16 protein-coding genes and 3 pseudogenes are annotated in these 17,905 nt (G+C 64.9%); 10 read left to right on the top strand and 9 right to left on the bottom strand.

The genetic code is table 11. The features are described 5' to 3' along the window. Window positions 1-62: 62 nt before the first annotated feature. From ACR2JI_RS17440 to ACR2JI_RS17410, 7 genes and pseudogenes are all read right to left on the bottom strand, one after another. Window positions 63-1,205: an acyl-CoA dehydrogenase family protein gene (locus ACR2JI_RS17440; RefSeq protein WP_526392256.1), complete on the bottom strand. Its 1,143-nt coding sequence runs from the start codon at window positions 1,203-1,205 to the stop codon at window positions 63-65. Between the two features lie 11 nt (window positions 1,206-1,216). Continuing rightward, window positions 1,217-2,221 (bottom strand): acyl-CoA dehydrogenase family protein, encoded by a 1,005-nt coding sequence (locus ACR2JI_RS17435; RefSeq protein ID WP_526392254.1) that lies wholly within the window; start codon window positions 2,219-2,221, stop codon window positions 1,217-1,219. After that, window positions 2,218-3,423 carry an acyl-CoA dehydrogenase family protein gene (locus ACR2JI_RS17430; protein ID WP_526392252.1) on the bottom strand — a complete coding sequence of 402 codons (1,206 nt, stop codon included), beginning with the start codon at window positions 3,421-3,423 and terminating at the stop codon, window positions 2,218-2,220. Before ACR2JI_RS17430 ends, ACR2JI_RS17435 begins: the two co-directional genes overlap by 4 nt. 337 nt (window positions 3,424-3,760) lie before the next feature. Next, window positions 3,761-4,456, bottom strand: a pseudogene (locus ACR2JI_RS17425) (SDR family NAD(P)-dependent oxidoreductase); the annotation flags it as partial. Between the two features lie 13 nt (window positions 4,457-4,469). Then, complete coding sequence (locus tag ACR2JI_RS17420; RefSeq protein ID WP_526392250.1) at window positions 4,470-5,663, bottom strand: acetyl-CoA hydrolase/transferase C-terminal domain-containing protein; 1,194 nt, start codon at window positions 5,661-5,663, stop codon at window positions 4,470-4,472. After that, a complete protein-coding gene (locus tag ACR2JI_RS17415) occupies window positions 5,660-6,790 on the bottom strand; it encodes an acyl-CoA dehydrogenase family protein (RefSeq protein WP_526392292.1) in 1,131 nt (376 codons plus the stop codon). The genes ACR2JI_RS17420 and ACR2JI_RS17415 overlap by 4 nt, the downstream gene beginning before the upstream one ends. Window positions 6,791-6,850: 60 nt before the next feature. Then, window positions 6,851-7,978 (bottom strand): annotated as a pseudogene (locus tag ACR2JI_RS17410) (acyl-CoA dehydrogenase family protein); the annotation flags it as partial. Between the two features lie 201 nt (window positions 7,979-8,179). Here ACR2JI_RS17410 and ACR2JI_RS17405 point away from each other — a divergent pair. Beyond that, entirely contained in the window at window positions 8,180-9,673 is a 1,494-nt protein-coding gene (locus ACR2JI_RS17405) for a class I adenylate-forming enzyme family protein (RefSeq protein ID WP_526392248.1), read from the top strand. 14 nt (window positions 9,674-9,687) lie between these two features. Next, window positions 9,688-9,990 (top strand): hypothetical protein, encoded by a 303-nt coding sequence (locus ACR2JI_RS17400; protein ID WP_526392246.1) that lies wholly within the window; start codon window positions 9,688-9,690, stop codon window positions 9,988-9,990. Between the two features lie 45 nt (window positions 9,991-10,035). On the opposite strand, the gene ACR2JI_RS17395 is transcribed toward ACR2JI_RS17400, so the two are convergent. Beyond that, on the bottom strand, window positions 10,036-11,223 hold the full coding sequence (locus ACR2JI_RS17395) for a thiolase family protein (protein WP_526392244.1): 1,188 nt from the start codon (window positions 11,221-11,223) through the stop codon (window positions 10,036-10,038). 107 nt (window positions 11,224-11,330) lie between these two features. On the opposite strand from ACR2JI_RS17395, the gene ACR2JI_RS17390 reads away from it, so the two are divergent. The 8 genes and pseudogenes from ACR2JI_RS17390 (at window position 11,331) to ACR2JI_RS17355 (ending at window position 15,738) form a co-directional block, all read left to right on the top strand. Then, window positions 11,331-11,789 carry a MaoC family dehydratase gene (locus ACR2JI_RS17390; RefSeq protein WP_526392242.1) on the top strand — a complete coding sequence of 153 codons (459 nt, stop codon included), beginning with the start codon at window positions 11,331-11,333 and terminating at the stop codon, window positions 11,787-11,789. A 141-nt stretch (window positions 11,790-11,930) separates the two neighbouring features. After that, complete coding sequence (locus ACR2JI_RS17385; protein ID WP_526392240.1) at window positions 11,931-12,125, top strand: ferredoxin; 195 nt, start codon at window positions 11,931-11,933, stop codon at window positions 12,123-12,125. 57 nt (window positions 12,126-12,182) lie between these two features. Then, entirely contained in the window at window positions 12,183-13,637 is a 1,455-nt protein-coding gene (locus ACR2JI_RS17380) for a class I adenylate-forming enzyme family protein (RefSeq protein WP_526392238.1), read from the top strand. 132 nt (window positions 13,638-13,769) lie between these two features. Next, window positions 13,770-14,015 (top strand): annotated as a pseudogene (locus ACR2JI_RS17375) (thioesterase family protein); the annotation flags it as partial. Window positions 14,016-14,135: 120 nt separating this feature from the next. After that, entirely contained in the window at window positions 14,136-14,588 is a 453-nt protein-coding gene (locus tag ACR2JI_RS17370; protein WP_526392290.1) for a hypothetical protein, read from the top strand. 119 nt (window positions 14,589-14,707) lie between these two features. After that, window positions 14,708-15,145, top strand: a complete 438-nt coding sequence (locus ACR2JI_RS17365) for a hypothetical protein (RefSeq protein WP_526392236.1) — start codon at window positions 14,708-14,710, stop codon at window positions 15,143-15,145. Between the two features lie 57 nt (window positions 15,146-15,202). After that, window positions 15,203-15,484, top strand: coding sequence for a type II toxin-antitoxin system Phd/YefM family antitoxin (locus tag ACR2JI_RS17360; protein ID WP_526392234.1), 282 nt, complete (start codon window positions 15,203-15,205; stop codon window positions 15,482-15,484). Beyond that, window positions 15,481-15,738, top strand: a complete 258-nt coding sequence (locus ACR2JI_RS17355) for a Txe/YoeB family addiction module toxin (RefSeq protein ID WP_526392232.1) — start codon at window positions 15,481-15,483, stop codon at window positions 15,736-15,738. Before ACR2JI_RS17360 ends, ACR2JI_RS17355 begins: the two co-directional genes overlap by 4 nt. Window positions 15,739-15,754: 16 nt before the next feature. Here the strand turns inward: ACR2JI_RS17355 and ACR2JI_RS17350 are convergent. Then, window positions 15,755-17,905: lectin-like protein (locus tag ACR2JI_RS17350; protein WP_526392230.1), on the bottom strand; the 2,151-nt coding region annotated here is incomplete at its 5' end.

Below are 17,905 nucleotides of genomic sequence, written 5' to 3'. Positions count from 1 at the left end.
AGGTTAATCGACGCCGCGCCGCGGGCGGTGTTCCGGTGACCTCGAGGTGGACAATTGCATCGTCAGTATCCCATTGCCCGGCCCATGAGGTCCTTCATTATCTCGGTGGTGCCGGCATAGAGGCGCTGCACGCGGGAATCTCGCCACAAACGGGCGATTTCGTATTCATTGATGTAGCCGTAACCACCGTGCATTTGCAGGCACCGGTCGATGATCTCCCACTGCACTTCCGAGGTCCACCACTTCAGGCCTGCGGCGTCCTGGTCGCTGAGGGTCCCGTCATTGATTGACAGTACGCACTGATCCAAGTAGGTCTGGGCGGCATCGAGCTTGGTCTGCATCTCTGCGAGGAAGTGCCGGTTGACCTGGAATTTGCCGATCGGTTGTCCAAAAGCTTTGCGTTCCAACGCGTACGCCTTGGTGAGGTCCAAAGCCTTTCGTGCTGCGGGCAGCGCGTAGCAGGCCACGCCGACACGCTCGCTGGCAAGGTTGCTGACCAGGTGATAAAAGCCCCGGTTGAGTTCACCGACCAGGTTTTCCTTGGGCACTTTGACATCCTCGAAGGACAGCTCCGCGGTATCGGCGGAATACTGGCCGATTTTGTCAAGTTTGCGACCGCGAGTGAAGCCTTCCATGCCGTCTTCGATCATCAGCAGGCTCATACCCTTGTGGCCTTCGGATGGATCAGTCTTCACTGCGGTCAGGATCAGCTTGGACTGAAGTCCGTTGCTGATGAACGTCTTGGACCCGTTGACAACCCAGTGATCGCCGCAGTCCCGCGCTGATGTTCTGATACCGGCCAGGTCCGACCCCGCGCCGGGTTCAGACATCGCAATCGAACCGATGTACTCGCCGCTGACGAACTTCGGCAACCATCGCTCTTTTTGCTCGTCGGTGGTGAGGTTCTGCAGATAGGGCATCAGGATGTCGTTCTGGACGCCCAGGCCGATACCCACGGCACCGGTGGCGAACATCTCCTCGGAGATGATCTGGTTGAACCGGAAGTCCGTCACGCCGAGACCGCCGTACTTCTCGTCGAATTCCCAACCAATCAACCCGGCGGCTCCGGCGGCGAGCCAGGCTTCGCGACTGACCTTGCCGTCCTTCTCCCACTTCTCGGTATTCGGAACACATTCGCGTTCGAAGAACGTTCGCGCGGTTGAGCGGAAATCCTCATGGACCTCTTCGAAGATGTTGCGGCGCATCGTTTCCTTCCTTAATCCGGCCAGGCGGCGATCGCGCTTAGCGCGCTTCCAGGGGAGTAGTCGTTGAAAAGTTGATCTGCGATGCGTGCCTCGAGGTCTTGGTAGGAGCCGCACAGCGAGTCGATCTGAAAGCCGCGCATGACGTACCTATGCAGGTCATGTTCGAGGGTCAAACCGATTGCGCCGCACACCTGCATTGCGGCGTCCGACACCGCCCGATGCGCTCGTCCGGCCGCGGCCTTGGCCGCGAGAGCGGGCAGTCGCCCGCCGCTTTGCCACGCCCCGGCGAGCAGGGCCCGTGCACCTTCAAGTTGGGCCTTAGCCTCAGCCAGCAAATGCCGCGGCGATTGGAATGACCCGATGGCTGAACCGAATTGGTGCCGGCTCGTGACCTGCTCGACGGCGATCTGCAGCGCCCTGTCTGCCTGGGCGACCAATTCGGTGGCCAACGCCCGGTGTCCCGCCGCAATTGCACGACTCCATTCGGCCGTGGCGTCCACGAGAGGACCGGCAAGCGGACCTTCGACGCTGGTCCACTGGGACGTGGGGTCGAAGGTGTTCAGCCGCGTACCGGTGAGTGTGCCGGCGTCGACCGTACCCACTAACACTGTGCCCATCGGCCCGGCTACCGGCACGACCAGACGTCTCGGTACTCCGAGGGTGAGCGGCCCGATGACGACACCGGTGACCGTGCCCGCACGCGAACCGGGCTGGCAGCCATCGACCAGATTCGGGTACACGATGCCGTCTGCGGGGTCGGGCAGAATGGCGGCGAGCTCGGCCAGCATCACCCTGTCCAGGCAATCGGTCTGGGCCAGGGATCGCCCCTGTGCGCGGAAGAGCAACTCGTAGGCCGCTATCGGATACTCAGTCTCGATGTCCGCCCAGCCCAGTGCGTCGAGTGGTGGACCGATTGGAGCGTGCCCAGCTGGATTTCGGGCGGCCAATTCATCGAAGACCCGAAAGACGGCCTCCTCGATCATCGGCCACGATTCGTCGACGGCGGTGTCAGTCATCGCTTCTCCTTGGGGAGGCCCAGCAAGTGGTCAGCGATGATTCCGCGCTGAACCTCGGCGCTGCCACCCATGATCGTCGCCGCACGGGTGTACCACCACTTCGCCCGGGCTCCGTTCAATTTCTCGGGCCCCTGAGGTCCGGTCCCGGCGATCATCCAGTTGCGTCGCACGTCCAAGTTGAGATCGTTGATGTCCTTCTCGGCTTTGGCGAACAGCAGCTTGTCGATGCTGCTCTCAGGGCCGACCATCTGGCCCTGGGCCAGGTCCCGAACCGTGATCGCGCCGCGCGCCTGAGCAGCGATCACCGCCAGATAGAGCCGAGTGAATCGCTCTCGAATGTCGGCGGATGCGCCGTACACGGCCATGTCGTCACGCAGCTGACCCAGCTGGGTCAGTGCCGTGGTCGTCATCGCGTATCCGTACATGCCTCGCTCGTACTGCATCAGATACATGACTACGCCCCAGCCACCGTTGACGTCACCGATGAGCCTGTCGTGTGGGACACGGACGTCGTCGAAAAAAACCTCGGCAAGTTCCCTGCGGCCACTGGCCAGGGCAATCGGGCGAACCGTGACGCCGGGCGCGTCGGCGTCCACCAGCATTGTGCTGAGGCCACGATGCCTGCTGTCCGCCGATCCGGTTCGGGCCAGCACCATGAAACGCTTGGCCGTCGGCCCCTGACTGGTCCAGATCTTCTGCCCGTTGAGTACAAAGCCGCCGGTGCCGTCGTCGGTGGCCCGACAACGCAGACCGGCCAGGTCGCTCCCGGACTCCGGCTCGGAGAAGCACTGGCCCCACCATTCGCCCCCACTCAGGTAGTTCGGCAGGTGCTCGGCAGCCAGCTGTGGCGCGAAGTGGTTGGTCGCGGGCCCGATCACCTCAAGCGTCCAATGTTGTTCTGGGACCGGCAGCATGGCCGCGGCCAGCTCGTCGTAGTAGGCGGCGCGGTGAAGTTCGGTACCGCCGAGTCCGCCCACCTCGGCGGGCCAGCCGTAACGGTTCCAGCCGGCGTCGAACAGCCGCGCCATCACTGTGGCGTGGTAGGCGAGCTCGTCGTCTGAGGTGTCGAAGTGCGCTGAGCGCCACTCGTCGGCCCACTCCAAGTCCCGGAGCCACGCGCGGAATTCCTGGCGGTAGGTGTCTACCTGAGAGACATATTCGTTTTGGCGGCCGATGGGCCCACTCTCAACCGTGGCGGACAACCCGGCTCCCCTCCATGGATACGGTTAATTTCACGCTCGGGACCAATCCGCTAAACAGTTAACTATACTGACACTATAGCCCAACCTGCCACGTTGTAACCAGTAGTCGGCCCCAGCGGCGCTACGCCACCGGCAGTGGTCCCGCCAGTCCTCGAGGCGCCGTGCCGAACAACCAACTGACAGCCTGACCTATCTCCGAAAACTGCAGTGAAACACCGTCTTTGGCGTGGTAGGCGCCCACTTCCTCGGAGAATCCCTTGATGCGGGTCAGTTTGTCCCCGTTGATGCGAAGGATCTGACCGGTCAGCCAGGAAGACTGGCCGGATTGCAGCCAGGCCACCACACTAGAGCTGCGGGCAGGGTCCAGCGCGGGGTCCTCGCTGCGGCTGCTGAACACGTCCTCAGTCATCCGCGACATCGCCAGCGGAGAGATCGCGTTGACCGAGACCCCGTAGCGTTGCGCTTCCATCGCAGTGACCACGGTCAGGTTTGCTATGGCGGCCTTAGCGGCGCCGTAAGCACTCTGACCGACGTTTCCCCACAACCCTGCGCCGGACACGGTGTTAACGATGTGCGCATCGATGTGGTTGCCCGCCTTGAATTGCGCCCGCCAAAACTCGCATGCGTGCTTTGTCACCGCGAAGGTGCCCTTGAGGTGAACCGAGATCACCGCATCCCAGTCGGCCTCGGTGCAGGTTGCCACCGTGGAGTCCCGCAGGATGCCCGCATTGTTGACCACACCGGTCAGGGAACCGAAGGTATCCACCGCGGTGGCGATCATGCTGGCTACGTCGTCCCATGCTGAGACCGAACCCGTATGCGCGACGGCTCTACCACCGGACGCCTCGATCTCTGCGACGACGTCGGTGGCCGGACCTCCGCCCTCGCCGGCCGCCCCGTCTTTACCGACGCCGGGATCGTTGACGACGACGGCGGCGCCCCGACGGCTGAGTTCGAGACAGTGGCTGCGGCCGATGCCGCGCCCGCCGCCGGTGACCAGAACGACCTTGCCGCTCAGGGGACCTTCAGTCATAGTCATCTCTCCTTCATCGTGCGAACAGCTCAGCAATCAGTGCGCGACGCTGCGACCAGTCTGCAGAGCGCAAATCGGCGTGGCCACGTTCGGTAAGGATCACGTCGACGTCGTGGGCGGGTGTGGACGCGGGTCGGCTCAATCGTTCGACGAGAGGCGAGCGCCCGTTTGTCGTGGATGGGACGGCGATGATCGACAGCCCGCCGTGGCTCATCCGCCCGGCGGCGCAGTAGTCGGGGTGCCCGCCGATTCCGCCGAACACGTTGTCTCCCAAACCTTCCACATTTACCTGTCCGAAAGGGTCTATCTCGATCGCGGTGTTCACCGCGAACAATGGGACGCCGCGGGAGAGTCGGCTGAGATCATGGGTGTGCTCGATGCCGTGCAGGATCGGACATTGGTCCGCCCAGTCGTACAGGGAGTCGGTGCCGAACAGGTAGGTCGCCGAGGGGAGTCCGGCGAGCAGGCCGCGCCGGTCGAGGTCGACAACGGCATCGGTGAGCATTCCGGTGTCGACGTACAGCGGTATCGCCGCCCGGCGGAGCAGGGCGGTACCGAGTGGCCCCGGTCCGTATTGGACCCGTGCGCCCTCGGTGATGAACCTGAGCACCTGGTCGGCAATTGCGTCGTGGACCGGCTCGGGTTCGCGCTCGGGTACCTGTATCGGGCCGCCGTGAATCGTGCCGATTACCTCGACTGCGGAGTCAACGAGGGCCGGTCCGGCTGCGGCCGAGGGAGCCGAGGTGTCGATGATTCCAATGACTCGGGCTCCGCCGTCGACGACCCCTCGCTGCCATGACACTTCGGAGCTGAACATGGTCTGCCCGTCACGTCGCACCAGCCGAGTCATCAGGATGTCGGGGCGGAGCACGTCGGCCATGACGGCGGGGATCGCCGCGAGTCTGGTGGGAAGGAAACGGGCATTCGGGCTACGGAGGACCTCCCTGACGCCCCAACCCGGCATGAGGGCGATCACTTCAGCGAACGCCTCGGGCTCAAGACCGTCGACGGGGACGGGGAGCCAACCGAGAACCAATGTCACGGACCCGACCTCACGCGCCACCTCACTCAGCACTGCACCGAATGACGTGCCATCTGCCAAGGTGCACAGCACGCCGACGCCGTCGCCGAGAGCGATCGTCATCCCGGGCCGCAGCACGTCGCGCAGGGCGGCGATGAGTTCGGGCCCCGTCGACGAGGTGCTCATTTGGGTAGGCCCAGGACCCGCTCGCCCAGAATGTTGCGCTGAATCTCACTTGTGCCGCCGAGGATGGTCTGCGCACGGCCGACAAGCATCGCGTGTATCAGTTCGGCGTCATGGGATTCGGCGCCGGGATCCAGGCACGCATCCGTACCCAGCACCTCGGTTGCCATGTCCCCGAGATCGCGGTCGGTTTCGGAGGTCATCAACTTGAGCACGGAGAAGGCCGAGGAGTTGGTGTCGCCTGCCTCGATTGCGCGCTGCCAGGTGAAGCGCAGCAACCACAGGCGGGTCCACAGCTTCGTCATCGATCGACTGAGTACGGGATCGAGGAGATCACGGTCGCGAGCGGCCTGCATCATCTCCTCATGAAGCCGAAACATCGACACGGCTTGCGAACCGAGCGTCAATCGCTCGCGACCCAGGGTCACCATCGCAATGGTCCAGCCCTGTCCAGGTTCGCCGATGAGCGCATCGTCCGCGAGCTCGACCTGGTCGAGGAACACCTCGTTGAATTTGCTCTCACCGTCGAGCTGAATCAGTGGTCGTACCGTCACACCGGCCGCGTCCATCGGAACGATGAACATGCTCAGGCCGCGGTGACTGTCTGGCCCGGTCCTGGCCAGCAGCAGCCCGTACTCTGCGGAATTCGCCGCCGAACTCCACACCTTTTGACCCTCGATGAGCCAGCCGTCGGCGGTCTTCTGGGCCTTCGTCCGGACGCCCGCCAGATCCGAGCCGGCGCCCGGCTCGGAGAACAGTTGGGTCCAGATGTGGTCGCCGGTGCGGATCTGCTCCAGGAAGCGGTCCTTCTGCGCCTCGGTGCCGTACTTGATCAGTACCGGTCCCACGAGGTCGATGGCCGTGAGCCCGAGCTGCCGGGGGACACCAGCCCGTGCGCACTCTTCGGCGAATACGGCTTGTCGGATAACGGACGCGTCCTGGCCGCCATACTCCACGGGCCAGTGCAGACATACCTGGCCATGATCGGCGAGGTACCTGTGCCACTTGCGCCCCGGACCGACGTCGGCGTCGGTCGGGGTGGGTCCATAACTTCGCAACCCCGCGGGCTTATCGGCGCTGTCGAGAAATGTGCGGATCCCAGCGCGTAAATCCGCGGTGTCCCCGATCATCGGCGCGTCTCGCTCTTTAGGTAGCAGAGCGGTCAGTGACGCCAGCCGGTCCCAGTGCTGACCAGGCGATCCGAGTGTCACCTCGTCGGTCCGCGCTCGCCGCAGGAAAAGATGGGCGGTGTTCTCCCAGGTGAACCCGATGCCCCCATGGATTTGGATGTTGGCCGATGCCGCGTCGCGCAATGCTTCCGAGCAGACTGCTTTGGCCATGCTTGCGCGCCAACCCGATTCCGCGGCAATGGCCGCGTCGTGTGCCCCGTCGAGGGATTCAAGCGCGGCGTGGGCAGCCGACCGCGCCCACTCCAGATCAACCAGCATGTCGGCGCACTTGTGTTTGACGGCTTGAAAGCTGCCGATCGGCCTGCCGAACTGTGTCCGGGTGCTGGCGTAGGCGGTAGCGATCTCGAGCAACCGTTCGCATGCGCCGACCTGCTCGGCCGCCGAGACGGCCAGCGCGACGTCAACTTTTCGTTGGACAAGGTCGTCAACGGGACCATCGCCGGACAGACGTCGTGCATCAGCAGCTGCGAAGCTGATGGTGGCCATCGGCCGGGTGCCGTCGAGCACGGGTTCGGGGGTGCGTAGGACGCCTTCGGAAGTCGGATCGATGAGGAAGACCGCTGTCTCCCCGTCCTCGGCGACGGCGACGACGACGAGATCATCGGCGGTGGCGCCGCCCGGCACATGACGCACGGTGCCCGCGACAGTCCAGTGTTCACCGGCCCGCGCAGCCCGCAGTGTGACGGCCGATCGGCGCCACAGGCCGCCGTCTCCGGTCAACGCCGCCGCCGCCGTTCGACGGCCTTCCATGAGTTCGGTGAATCGCTTCTGAGCATCTGGATCGTGTTCAGTCAGTTCCAGGAGCAGCCCGGTGGCGAGCACAGCTGAACTGGTGAAGGGCACCGGCGCGAGCGCGCGACCCAGTTCGTGAGCGACGACCCCGAGTGCTGACGGGCCGTAGCCTGCGCCGCCGAGGTGTTCAGGTAGCGCGATCGCCGCTACCCCGACCTGATTGCAGAGCACGTCCCACAACACCGAGTCGAAGCCGGCGAGTACGGCCCGGTCCATCCTCTGCCCGCCCTCGCCGTAGGCGACCGCACGAACTCGATCCTCGGGGGACAGTCGTTCGCAGACTGCGCGCACGGACTGGGCCAGTTCCCGTCGTTCGTCCTCGTCGAGTGCGGTCATCCTGATCCTCCTACGGTGTGTACGGCCAGTTCCGGCCTGGCTAAGCTGCCCAGCCCGGTCGTAGAGCTTTGCCGGGGACTCGTAGTCGCGCTGTAACCCGTTAACTATATATCTGATTAGACCCGAGGGATCTACGATCTCCACTGGTAATGTTCGGCGGAGTTGAGCGGCGTTTCCGCACACGTGAAGGCTGGGGAGTTCGTGAGTATCTCGCTGCTGTTGGAGATGGCCGCCTCCGGTGATCCGGAACGAATCGCGCTGGTCGACGGCGACAAACGGCTCACCATCGACGAACTCAACGAGCTGGCACATCGGGGGGCGGGCGTGATCGCCGGCACCGATGCGCAGCACGTCGTCTATGTCGGGGCCGGCGGCGTCATGCAACCAGCGTTGATCTTTGCGTCCGCGGGCGCGGGCAAGCCGTATACGCCGATCAACTACCGGCTCAGCGCCGAGGTCATCGGCGAACTGATCAGCCGACTACCCGATCCACTGGTGATCGTCGACGAGCGTTATCGCGAGGTGGTCCCGGCCGGGACACTCCTGATGACCTCCGAGGAGTTCGTGTCCGCTGCACGCACCGCGGAGTCCGTGTCGGAGTTCGCCGATCCCGACGACGTCGCAATCGTGCTGTTCACCTCGGGGACCACTTCCAAGCCCAAGGCCGTGGAACTGACCCACGGTAATCTGACCAGCTACATCACCGGCACGGTCGATTTCGGCTCCGCCGATGCCACCGATGCGGCACTCATCTGCGTTCCGCCGTATCACATCGCCGGGGTCAACGCAGCCATCTCCAACCTCTACGCGGGTCGAAAGATGGTGTACCTCAGCACCTTTGATCCCATCGATTGGGTAAGGCTCGTCGCTGATGAATCGGTGACGACCGCGACCGTCGTCCCCACCATGCTGGATCGAATCGTCACTGCACTCGAGCACCGGTCGGTCGAGTTGCCGTCGCTGCGCAATCTTGCCTATGGAGGGTCCAAGGTGGGGCTTCCCCTGGTGCGCAAAGCGCTTGACCTGTTGCCCGCCGTCGGCTTCGTCAACGCCTACGGATTGACCGAAACCAGTTCGACGATCGCCGTGCTGACTCCTGAGGACCACCGCACAGCGCACGGGAACCCTGATGACGTCGTCGCCAAGAGGCTTGGCTCGGTCGGACGACCGGTCCCCGGTATCGAGGTGCAAATCCGCGACGAGGACGGAACGGTGCTGGAGGCCGGGCAGACCGGCGAGTTGTTCGTTCGAGGTGAACAGGTTTCGGGGAGATACACCGGGATTGGCTCGGTGCTCGACGAACAAGGATGGTTCGCCACCAAGGACGTCGCCACACTTGACGACGCGGGTTATCTCTTCATCACCGGGCGTGCAGATGACACGATCATCCGCGGCGGTGAGAACATTGCGCCCGCAGAGTTGGAGGACGTGCTGATCGAACATCCGCACGTCCACGAAGTCGCGGTCGTGGGCGTACCGGATGTTCAGTGGGGACAGGCCATCGTGGCGGTGGTAGTCCCCGAGCAAGGTGTTGAGCCCGATGCCGACGAACTGCGTGAGCACGTGCGGAAGCTGTTGCGCGGATCGCGCACTCCCGACCGAGTGCTCTTTCGCGATTCCCTGCCAACCAATGCCACGGGCAAGGTGCTTCGCCGCGACATCATTGCCAGTCTCACCGATGCAACCGCCGAATAGCAAAGGACAACAACGTGATCAAGAATGGGACCCGGCTGCAGAGTCAGGTATGCGATACGCAGGTGATCGTGGTGAAGACAGCTGACAGCCTCGACGATCTGCGCTGCGGTGGGCAACCGATGGTGGGCATCGACGCAGGCACCGTGGCTGACGGAGCGCCCGATCCGGCATTCTCCGGTGGCAGCCAGATAGGTAAGCGCTATACCGACACGGGTGGAGCCGAGGTGCTGGTCACCAGGGCAGGCGCGGGTTCTCTCAGCGTGGGCACCGAGATGCTGGTGATCAAGGAGGCCAAGCCACTGCCCGCGAGTGATTGACCGGACTAATAGGGTCCGGGGACTTCGGCGGTCAACGTAGTGATGTCAAACGACCTCGATCACCATCGCCGCGCCCATGCCGCCACCTGCGCACATCGACAGCACGCCGATACCGCCGCCGCGCCTGCGCAATTCGTAAATCGCTGATGTGACCATCCGGGCACCGGTCGCGGCGATCGGGTGACCGAGGCTGATGCCGGAGCCGTACACGTTGACGATCTCCTCGTCGAGACCCAGTTCGCGCGTGCAGGCGACGGCCTGGGCGGCGAACGCTTCGTTGATTTCGAACAGTGCGACGTCCTCAATTTTGCGACCCGCGAGTTCAAGCGCCTTAGGTATGGCCCGGATCGGTCCGCTTCCCGTCCTGATCGGATGGAGTCCGACTTGCGTCCACGACAACACGTTGGCCAACACATCCTGCCGGGTGTCGGGCGACGTCAACGCGACGATGGCCGCCGCGTCATTGAGACCTGATGAGTTCCCCGCGGTAACCGAGAAGTTGTCGATCTCGGGGTGCAGGACCTCGAGGGCAGCCAGTGATTCCATCGAACTGCCGCGCCGCGGATGCTCGTCCACGGCGAACGTCGTGCTGCTTCCGTCGGCTTGGGCAACCTGGATGGGGATGATCTCCGCGACGAACGCCCCGGAATCGATGGCCTGGACTGCACGCTGATGGCTGCGTAGTGCCCACTGGTCCTGGTCGTGGCGAGTTATTCCATACTCCACGTTGCAGTTGTGTGCGACGGTGATGGACATGTCCATGGCCGGCGCTTCAGCGGTGGGTGGGTGCGACTCGGGGAACCACTGCGAGAAATCTTCCGCTGATTTGCCCCTGGTGAATGCCTTGCGCTTCTGCAGGACTGGCGTGGTCGAGAGCGACTCTGTTCCGCCGGCCAGGATGGCGCCGCTCATTCCCGATGCAATTTGCCCGGCGCCCACTGCGATCGCCGAAAGGCTGGACGCGCACTGGCGGTTGACCGCCAGTCCGGGGATGTCCAGCAGGCCAAGGGCCACTGCGATGTATCGTGCGCTGTCACCGCCGCCCTGCATGACCTCAGCGAGAATGAAGTCGTCAAACTCGGCGGGGTCGAGTCCCGAGCGTTCGATGACCGCCGACACGACGGGCTTGGCCAGATCGATCGCCGAGGTGTTGGCTAGTGTGCCGCGACGCGCTGTTCCGATCGGGGTGCGTGCGGCGGCGATGATCGCCGCCTTGGACGTCGTCGAGGCCATGTGTCTCCCAGGATCGGCTGCTGAGTCGGGCAGGTTGCCCCTTCGTGCGGGGAGTCTATACCGTTATATAAATATCGGTTTTCTAGGCAGCGATGGGAGCAGGCCAGGTGAAGGTGATCACGTCTGTGCAGGAGGCGGTGGCGACGATTGGCGAGGAACTCGGGGTCAGCCGATGGGTGGACGTCGATCAGAACCGGATCAATGAGTTCGCCGATGTCACGATGGACCATCAGTGGATTCATGTCGACGTTGAGAGGGCAAGGGCCGAGAGTCCTTACGGTGCGACGATCGCACACGGCTTCCTGACGCTGTCGCTCATCCCGAGTGTGAGCAAGGATAACTATCGGGTCGAGAACGCGAAGATGGGTATCAACTACGGCCTCAACAAGGTTCGCTTCCTTTCTCCGGTCACGGCGGGCAGCCGGATACGGGTCAGATCCAGCCTCGCCGACGCCACTCCCATCGGAGATGACGCCGTCAATCTGACGGTGCGGCACACCGTCGAGATCGATGGCGTGGACAAGCCTGCCGCGATCGCCGAGCTGATCGCGCGCTTCGTGTTCTGAGCTCGGCCACCGCAACCGCAGCCATCGACGGACCGCGGCGGCGGCGTCGGGGAGTAAAGTCGATATCGCTAAACCTTTAATGCTTAAGGAGCCGGGGCCGCACGATGATGTGCCGCCAGGTGCTCATGTAAGGGAGGTCCGATGAGGGTTCGTCTCGAACGGTCCAAATGCGCAGGTCATGCCCAGTGCTACGCAGTGGACCCGGACCTGTTTCCGATAGACGAATCGGGTTACTCCCAAGTCGAACCGTATGAGGTGCTGCCCGGCGACGAGCAAACCGTCAGGGAAGGGGTGGCCGCCTGCCCCGAGATGGCACTCGTTCTCGAAGAAGAGTAGGGAAATGCGCGCGTGGTGGCTGAGGCGGACCAACCTGCCGCGGACGTATCTGCCCGTGTGACGACCAACCCCTTCGACGGGCTGTGGCTGGAGCGGATATGTGCCGCTCTCGAGGACAGTGCGCACCCAGCGGTCATCACCGATTCAGGTTTCGCCACTGGTCGTGAACTGATCGGCAAGGCGGTGGCGGCAGCCGACACCCTACTGAGTTTCGATCTTCAGGAGAGTCGGCCGGTGCCGGCACTGCTCACAACGAACGCTGACGCGCTGGCACTCTTGCTGGCCGGCGGGGTGACTAATCGGCCGCTGGCCCCTCTCGCGCCACGTCAGACGGTTGCGGAACTGGCTGCCGCAGTTCGCCGGACGGAATCGCCGATCCTCTTCACCGAAACGTCTTGCGAACAGACCGCACGAGAGGTGGCGGACATCGTCGGCGTCACCGTGGTGGCGGTGCGGGACCTGCCGGTCTCAGCAGAGCCGTTGCGCCGACATCCCGGTCCCACCGCCATGTTCTTGCACACCGCGGGGACGACCGGAGCGCCTAAATGCGTAGCCGTCACAGACTCGGTGCTAGGCCACCGCGCGAGGTTGCTCCGCGACCTCATCCACATCGGGCCGGGGGACCGGTTTGCGACCGGTTCACCGTTGCATCACATCGGCGGGGTGGGCAACGTGCTGGTGGCACTCACTGCCGGGGCCGGGATCATCGCTACGACCAAGTTCTCCTTCGACTGGTGGCGTGGTCTGAACGAACTCGCAGCCACGCACTGCCTTCTGGTGCCGAGCATGATCGAGATGTTGCTCACGAATGGGCTTATCGGTTCTGTTCCGCTGCGAACGCTCATCTACGGCGCCTCGCCGATCGCCCCTGACACACTGCAACGTGTGCTTGACACGCTGCCCAACGTTGCGATGGTCAGCCTTTACGGTCAGACCGAGGGAAGCCCCATCACTAGCCTGCAACCCGGTGACCACCGACGCGCGGCGCGTCATCCCGAACTCCTACGAACGGTGGGTCGACCCGTCGGCGAGCTCCGACTCAAGATCGACGATCCCGACGGCCACGGGGTGGGGGAGGTGCTCGCCGCCGCGGATCATCTTTCGGTGCTCGACGCCGACGGCTGGTTGCACACCGGAGATTTGGGCGTTCTGGATGATGACGGGTACCTACGCCTGCGCGGTCGAATGCATGACATGGTCGTGCGCGGTGGCGAGAACGTCTACCCGCTCGAAGTCGAGAACGCGCTGAGCGCACATCCCGGAGTTGCGTCGGTCGGTGTGGTTGGCGTGCCCGATACACGATTGGGAGAGACGCTGGCCGCGTTCGTCGTCCCCGTCGCTGTCGGACACGCTCCAGATGAGGACGAGCTTCGGACCTTCGTGCGCAGATCACTCGCGGGATACAAGATTCCACAGTACTGGTACTTCGTGGCGGAGTTGCCACTCAATGCGGCAGGCAAGGTCATTCGCGGTGACCTGCGGGCCTCTCATGCTCGCCTGCGATCCCAATAGTCGCTGAGGGTGGCGGGAAGTCCTTGGCGGCGCAGGTACTGTGATCGGCATGCCGCATCGCGATGGGGTTGGCGATATGGAAAATGATGTTCGCCCAATAGCTGTTTCGCGGCTGTTAACCCACGTGCACGGATGACGAGCGCCTACTTCACCCGCGTCGGTGATGGCCTGGTACCGGATGGCTCTGCTCGGGGACCGTGGGGTCCCTCCGTCAGCGGACATGTCATTGGTGGCCTACTCGCTCGCACGGTTGAGCCGGAAGGTCTGCCCGGTCAGATGCGGCCGGCCCGGCTGACCGTCGACATACTCCGGCCGGTAGCCATTGATCAGGTGATCGAGACCGCGACATCGGTAGTACGCAGTGGGCGGATTCTGCGCGTGGTGGATGCCGAGTTGAGACAGGGCGGAGTAGCCGTCGCGCGCTGCAGTGCGGTCTTCCTTCGCCCCGGCGAGCAACCGACCGGTGACATTTGGTCGGTTCCGGTTGCGATGCCGCAAGTGCCCGCCGACTTCGGTCAGGAAGCCACAGCCTTGCCGATGTTCGTCTGGGGATACGGCGGAGTCCCCGGGTCAGCGGGCAGACTCGGCTTCGAAGAGTGGTACGACGGCTCCGCCGGAAAGTTCGCGTGGATGGGGCAGACCCGACCCCTCGTCGATGGTGAACCCATAACGCCTTTCATGCGTGCCGCAATGGCAGCCGATGCGACGAGTGCGCTGACCCACTGGAGTTCAGAGGGACTGAACTTCATCAATACCGATTACACGCTATCGCTTTCCCGGTTGCCTATCGGAGCGCATATCGGACTAGCTGCAGTCCTGCACACGAGCGATGGCGGTATCGGTTCTGGGGTGGCGGCTCTTTTCGATGAACTTGGCCCCATCGGCAATGCGATGGCGGTCGCCGTCGCGGGCCCGGCGAAGTTTCAGGCGAAGATCGGGCAAATCGGGTAGCAAGCGGTTGGGTGAAGATGCGGTACGGGGTGGATGCGCGGCTGTTTCACTGCATCATCCGGCCGCTCCCGGTGACAAGGCCTACTATCCGGTGCAGTAACCGAGGAAAGGAATGCACCGTGGTTGGTCTCTCGAAGGTTGTGCTGGCATCGTGCGCGACGGCTGCGGTCGCGGTGAGTGTTACCGCCTGTGGCGGTTCGACGACTTCGTCGACGGCGTCGTCGGCGGCTTCCGCGGCGTCCTCGGTGGCCTCGTCGGCGACCTCGGCCATCGCGGCAGCCGCCGCCGAGGGCACCCTGGCGAGTGTCTGCACGGAGATCGACGGCGTCATGATGGGCAAGCCGGATGCGGACCCGGCGGGTACGGCGGCGCAGCTTGAGGCCATCAAGGCCAAGGTCAGCACCCCGGATGCCGATCTCATCGAGAATGTGGCCGCGGCCTACTCCGCGATCGCGGCCGATCCCGCCGACACCGAGGCGCAGAGCAAGCTCTCGACGTCGGCCACCGCGCTCGGAGCCGGGTGTCAGACGGCCACGACGGTGCCGGGACCCAACTAACTGGTACGATATTTCTGTACCTACTAGGTACGGGTTATCGGTACGGAAGGTTGGGTCATGGCTCTAAGTGCGAGTGAAGCCCGGCAGAAGCTGTTTCCGCTCATCGAGCAGGTGAACCTAGACCACGAGCCGGTGCGCATCACGTCCAAAGCGGGGGACGCGGTGTTGATGTCCGCTGATGACTACGACTCCTGGCAGGAGACCGTTTACCTCCTGCGGTCCCCGGAGAATGCGCGTCGGCTCATGGAGGCTGTCGCCCGGGATAAGGCGGGCGGTCACAGCGGGCACGCTGTTTCGATCGAGGAATTGCAGCGGATGGCCGGTGGCGGCTCGGAGTGAGAGGAGTTCACTTCGATGCGGACGGCTGGGAGGATTTCCTGTTCTGGCTGGCCCGTGATCGCAGGACTGCCCGCCGCATCACCCGGCTCATCGCGGAGATTCAGCGCGACCCCTTCGTCGGGATCGGAAAGCCGGAACCGCTCAGAGGGGAACTGTCCGGGTATTGGTCGCGTCGGATAGACGATGAGCATCGCCTCATATATCGAGCCGATGACACCGAGGTGAAGATCCTCAAAGCGCGGTATCACTACTGACACCCCATTGCGTCGGCTACAGGACGCCGCCGATTCCGCCGGCGCCGCCGAGGCCGCCGGTGCCGCCCGGAGTGCCGGTGGCATTGGTGCCGGCACCGCCGGCCGATCCTGCGGTGCCGGGATTGCCGGTGCCACTGGTGCCGCCGGATCCGCCGGTGCCGCCGATGCCGCCGGCCCCGCCGTTGCGGACCGATCCCGCGCCGCCGGCCCCGCCCACGCCACCGGCGCCGCCGAGGCCGCCGACCGTGGCCGTGCCGCCGTTTGCACCGCCGACAGCGCCGTTACCGCCGTTGCCGCCGAGGCCGCCTGCCCCGCCGACTCCGCCATCAGCGCCGCCGACGTAGGCGGTGGTGTACTGCTGCTGCGCCCCGGTCCAACCGCCGGCGGGCTCGGAGTACTCGACGAGGTAGCCGTTGATCGTCTCAGCCGGCCGGTTCCGCAGGTCGTTCCACAGGCCGAGGGTGCCGCGCCAGTTGGTGACGGCATAGTGCTCGACACCGGCGGTGTTGTTGGGTTCCCCATTCGCCCAGGACGCGTAGAAGTACGGCGCGGTGGTTGTACCGCCGGATGCGGCCGAAGCGCCCTGCCAGAACTGGGTTCCCGCATCAGGGCCGGTCACCCACTTCCATACGCCCTCCCCGGCCGCATCGCTGGCGCCGATCCAGATGTTCAGAGCGTTGACCTTCGACTTGACGAAGTCGTTCTCCGACGCGTTCGTGATGGTCACCAGGTAACCGGTGGCGCCGTTGTAAGTCCTCGCCTGCGCCCCGGTGGATGCGGTGGTCCAGTCGACGTTGCCGGCCACGTATTGGTAGTAGTTGTTGTTGGTCGGGTTGTAGTACGTATTCGCGACGTTGAGTGTTGAGGTGACGTCGAAGTTGAACGCCCCCTGGGAGGCCCCTGTCGACACCTGCATCGAGGCCAGGGCGGCGTTGATGTTCGCCTTCGTTCCGGTGAAGTTGATCGTCGTCATCGCGTCGCTGAACGTGTAGCCGTAACTCGCCGTCAGGCCGGTGGTCGTCCCGAACTTGAACGTCGTTCCCGACGGGGCGTCCGGGATCGACACCGACGCCAGCAGGGTGTCGGTGTCGGCGAAGCTGGTGATCGACAGCCCGGTGACCGACTGGTTGGCGGTGCTCACCGTGAACACCTGGCCCGTGGTCGTCCCGGTGCCGCCGACGCCACCGCGACCGCCGACCCCGCCCACGCCCGCGGTGCCCGCACTGCCGCCAGTGCCCACGGACCCGCTGCTGCCGCCGGATCCTGCCGATGCGCCCGCACCGCCTGCACCGGCGTTACCCGCGTTGCCGCCATTGCCGCCGGCCGCACCGTTCACGTTGGTGTTGTCGCCGTTGCCGCCGGTTCCGCCGCCGCCGGCTGCGCCGCCTGCGCCGCCGAGACCGCCGGACCCACCGCTGCCGTTGGCACCCGAGGCTCCGCCGTTACCGCCGACTCCGCCCGAACCACCGACACCGCCATCGGCACCGGATCCGCCGTTGCCGCCGAGTGTGGCCGAGTCGCCGCTGACTGCGTCGGTACCGGACCCGCCGGCGCCACCGGCTCCGCCTGCACCGGCGTTGCCACCGGCTCCGCCCGCCCCGCCGTTACCTGCTGCGGCGTTGGCGTTACCGCCCGCGCCACCGGCGCCGCCGTTGCCGCCCGCGGTGCCGTCGCCGCCATTGGCCTCGATGCCAGAGGTGCCATTCGCACCCGCGAAGCCCGCCCCGCCGGCTCCGCCCTTGCCGCCGGCCCCGCCGGTGCCCTTATTCGTGGTGCCGCCGTTGCCGCCCCTACCGCCATTGCCGCCTGCCACACCAGCTGTCGCCGAGGCGAACCCGGCACCGCCGTTGCCGCCGGCGCCGCCGTTGGCGGTATCGAGACCGCTGCTGCCGGTGGCGCCATCGGTGCCGCCGTTGCCACCGCTTCCCGCGGTTCCGCGCGCCCCGGGAGGCCCGCCCACGCCGGCGTTACCGCCGTTGCCGCCGGCCCCGCCGTTCGGGTTGCTTGACGTGCCCGCGAAACCATCTCCGCCCGCTCCGCCGCCGCCGGCCGCACCGCCGTTCCCGGCGTTACCGCCGTCACCGTTGGTGCCTCCGACGGAGTTGCCGCCCTTGCCTCCTGCGCCGCCGCCGCCTGCGGCGCCGCCGTTGCCGCCGTTGCCGGCACC

The sequence above is a fragment of the Mycobacterium sp. genome, from assembly GCF_051006775.1.
Lineage (GTDB): Bacteria > Actinomycetota > Actinomycetes > Mycobacteriales > Mycobacteriaceae > Mycobacterium.
Note: the sequence above shows the minus strand (reverse complement) of the source record. Positions and strands in the feature narration are given on the sequence as shown.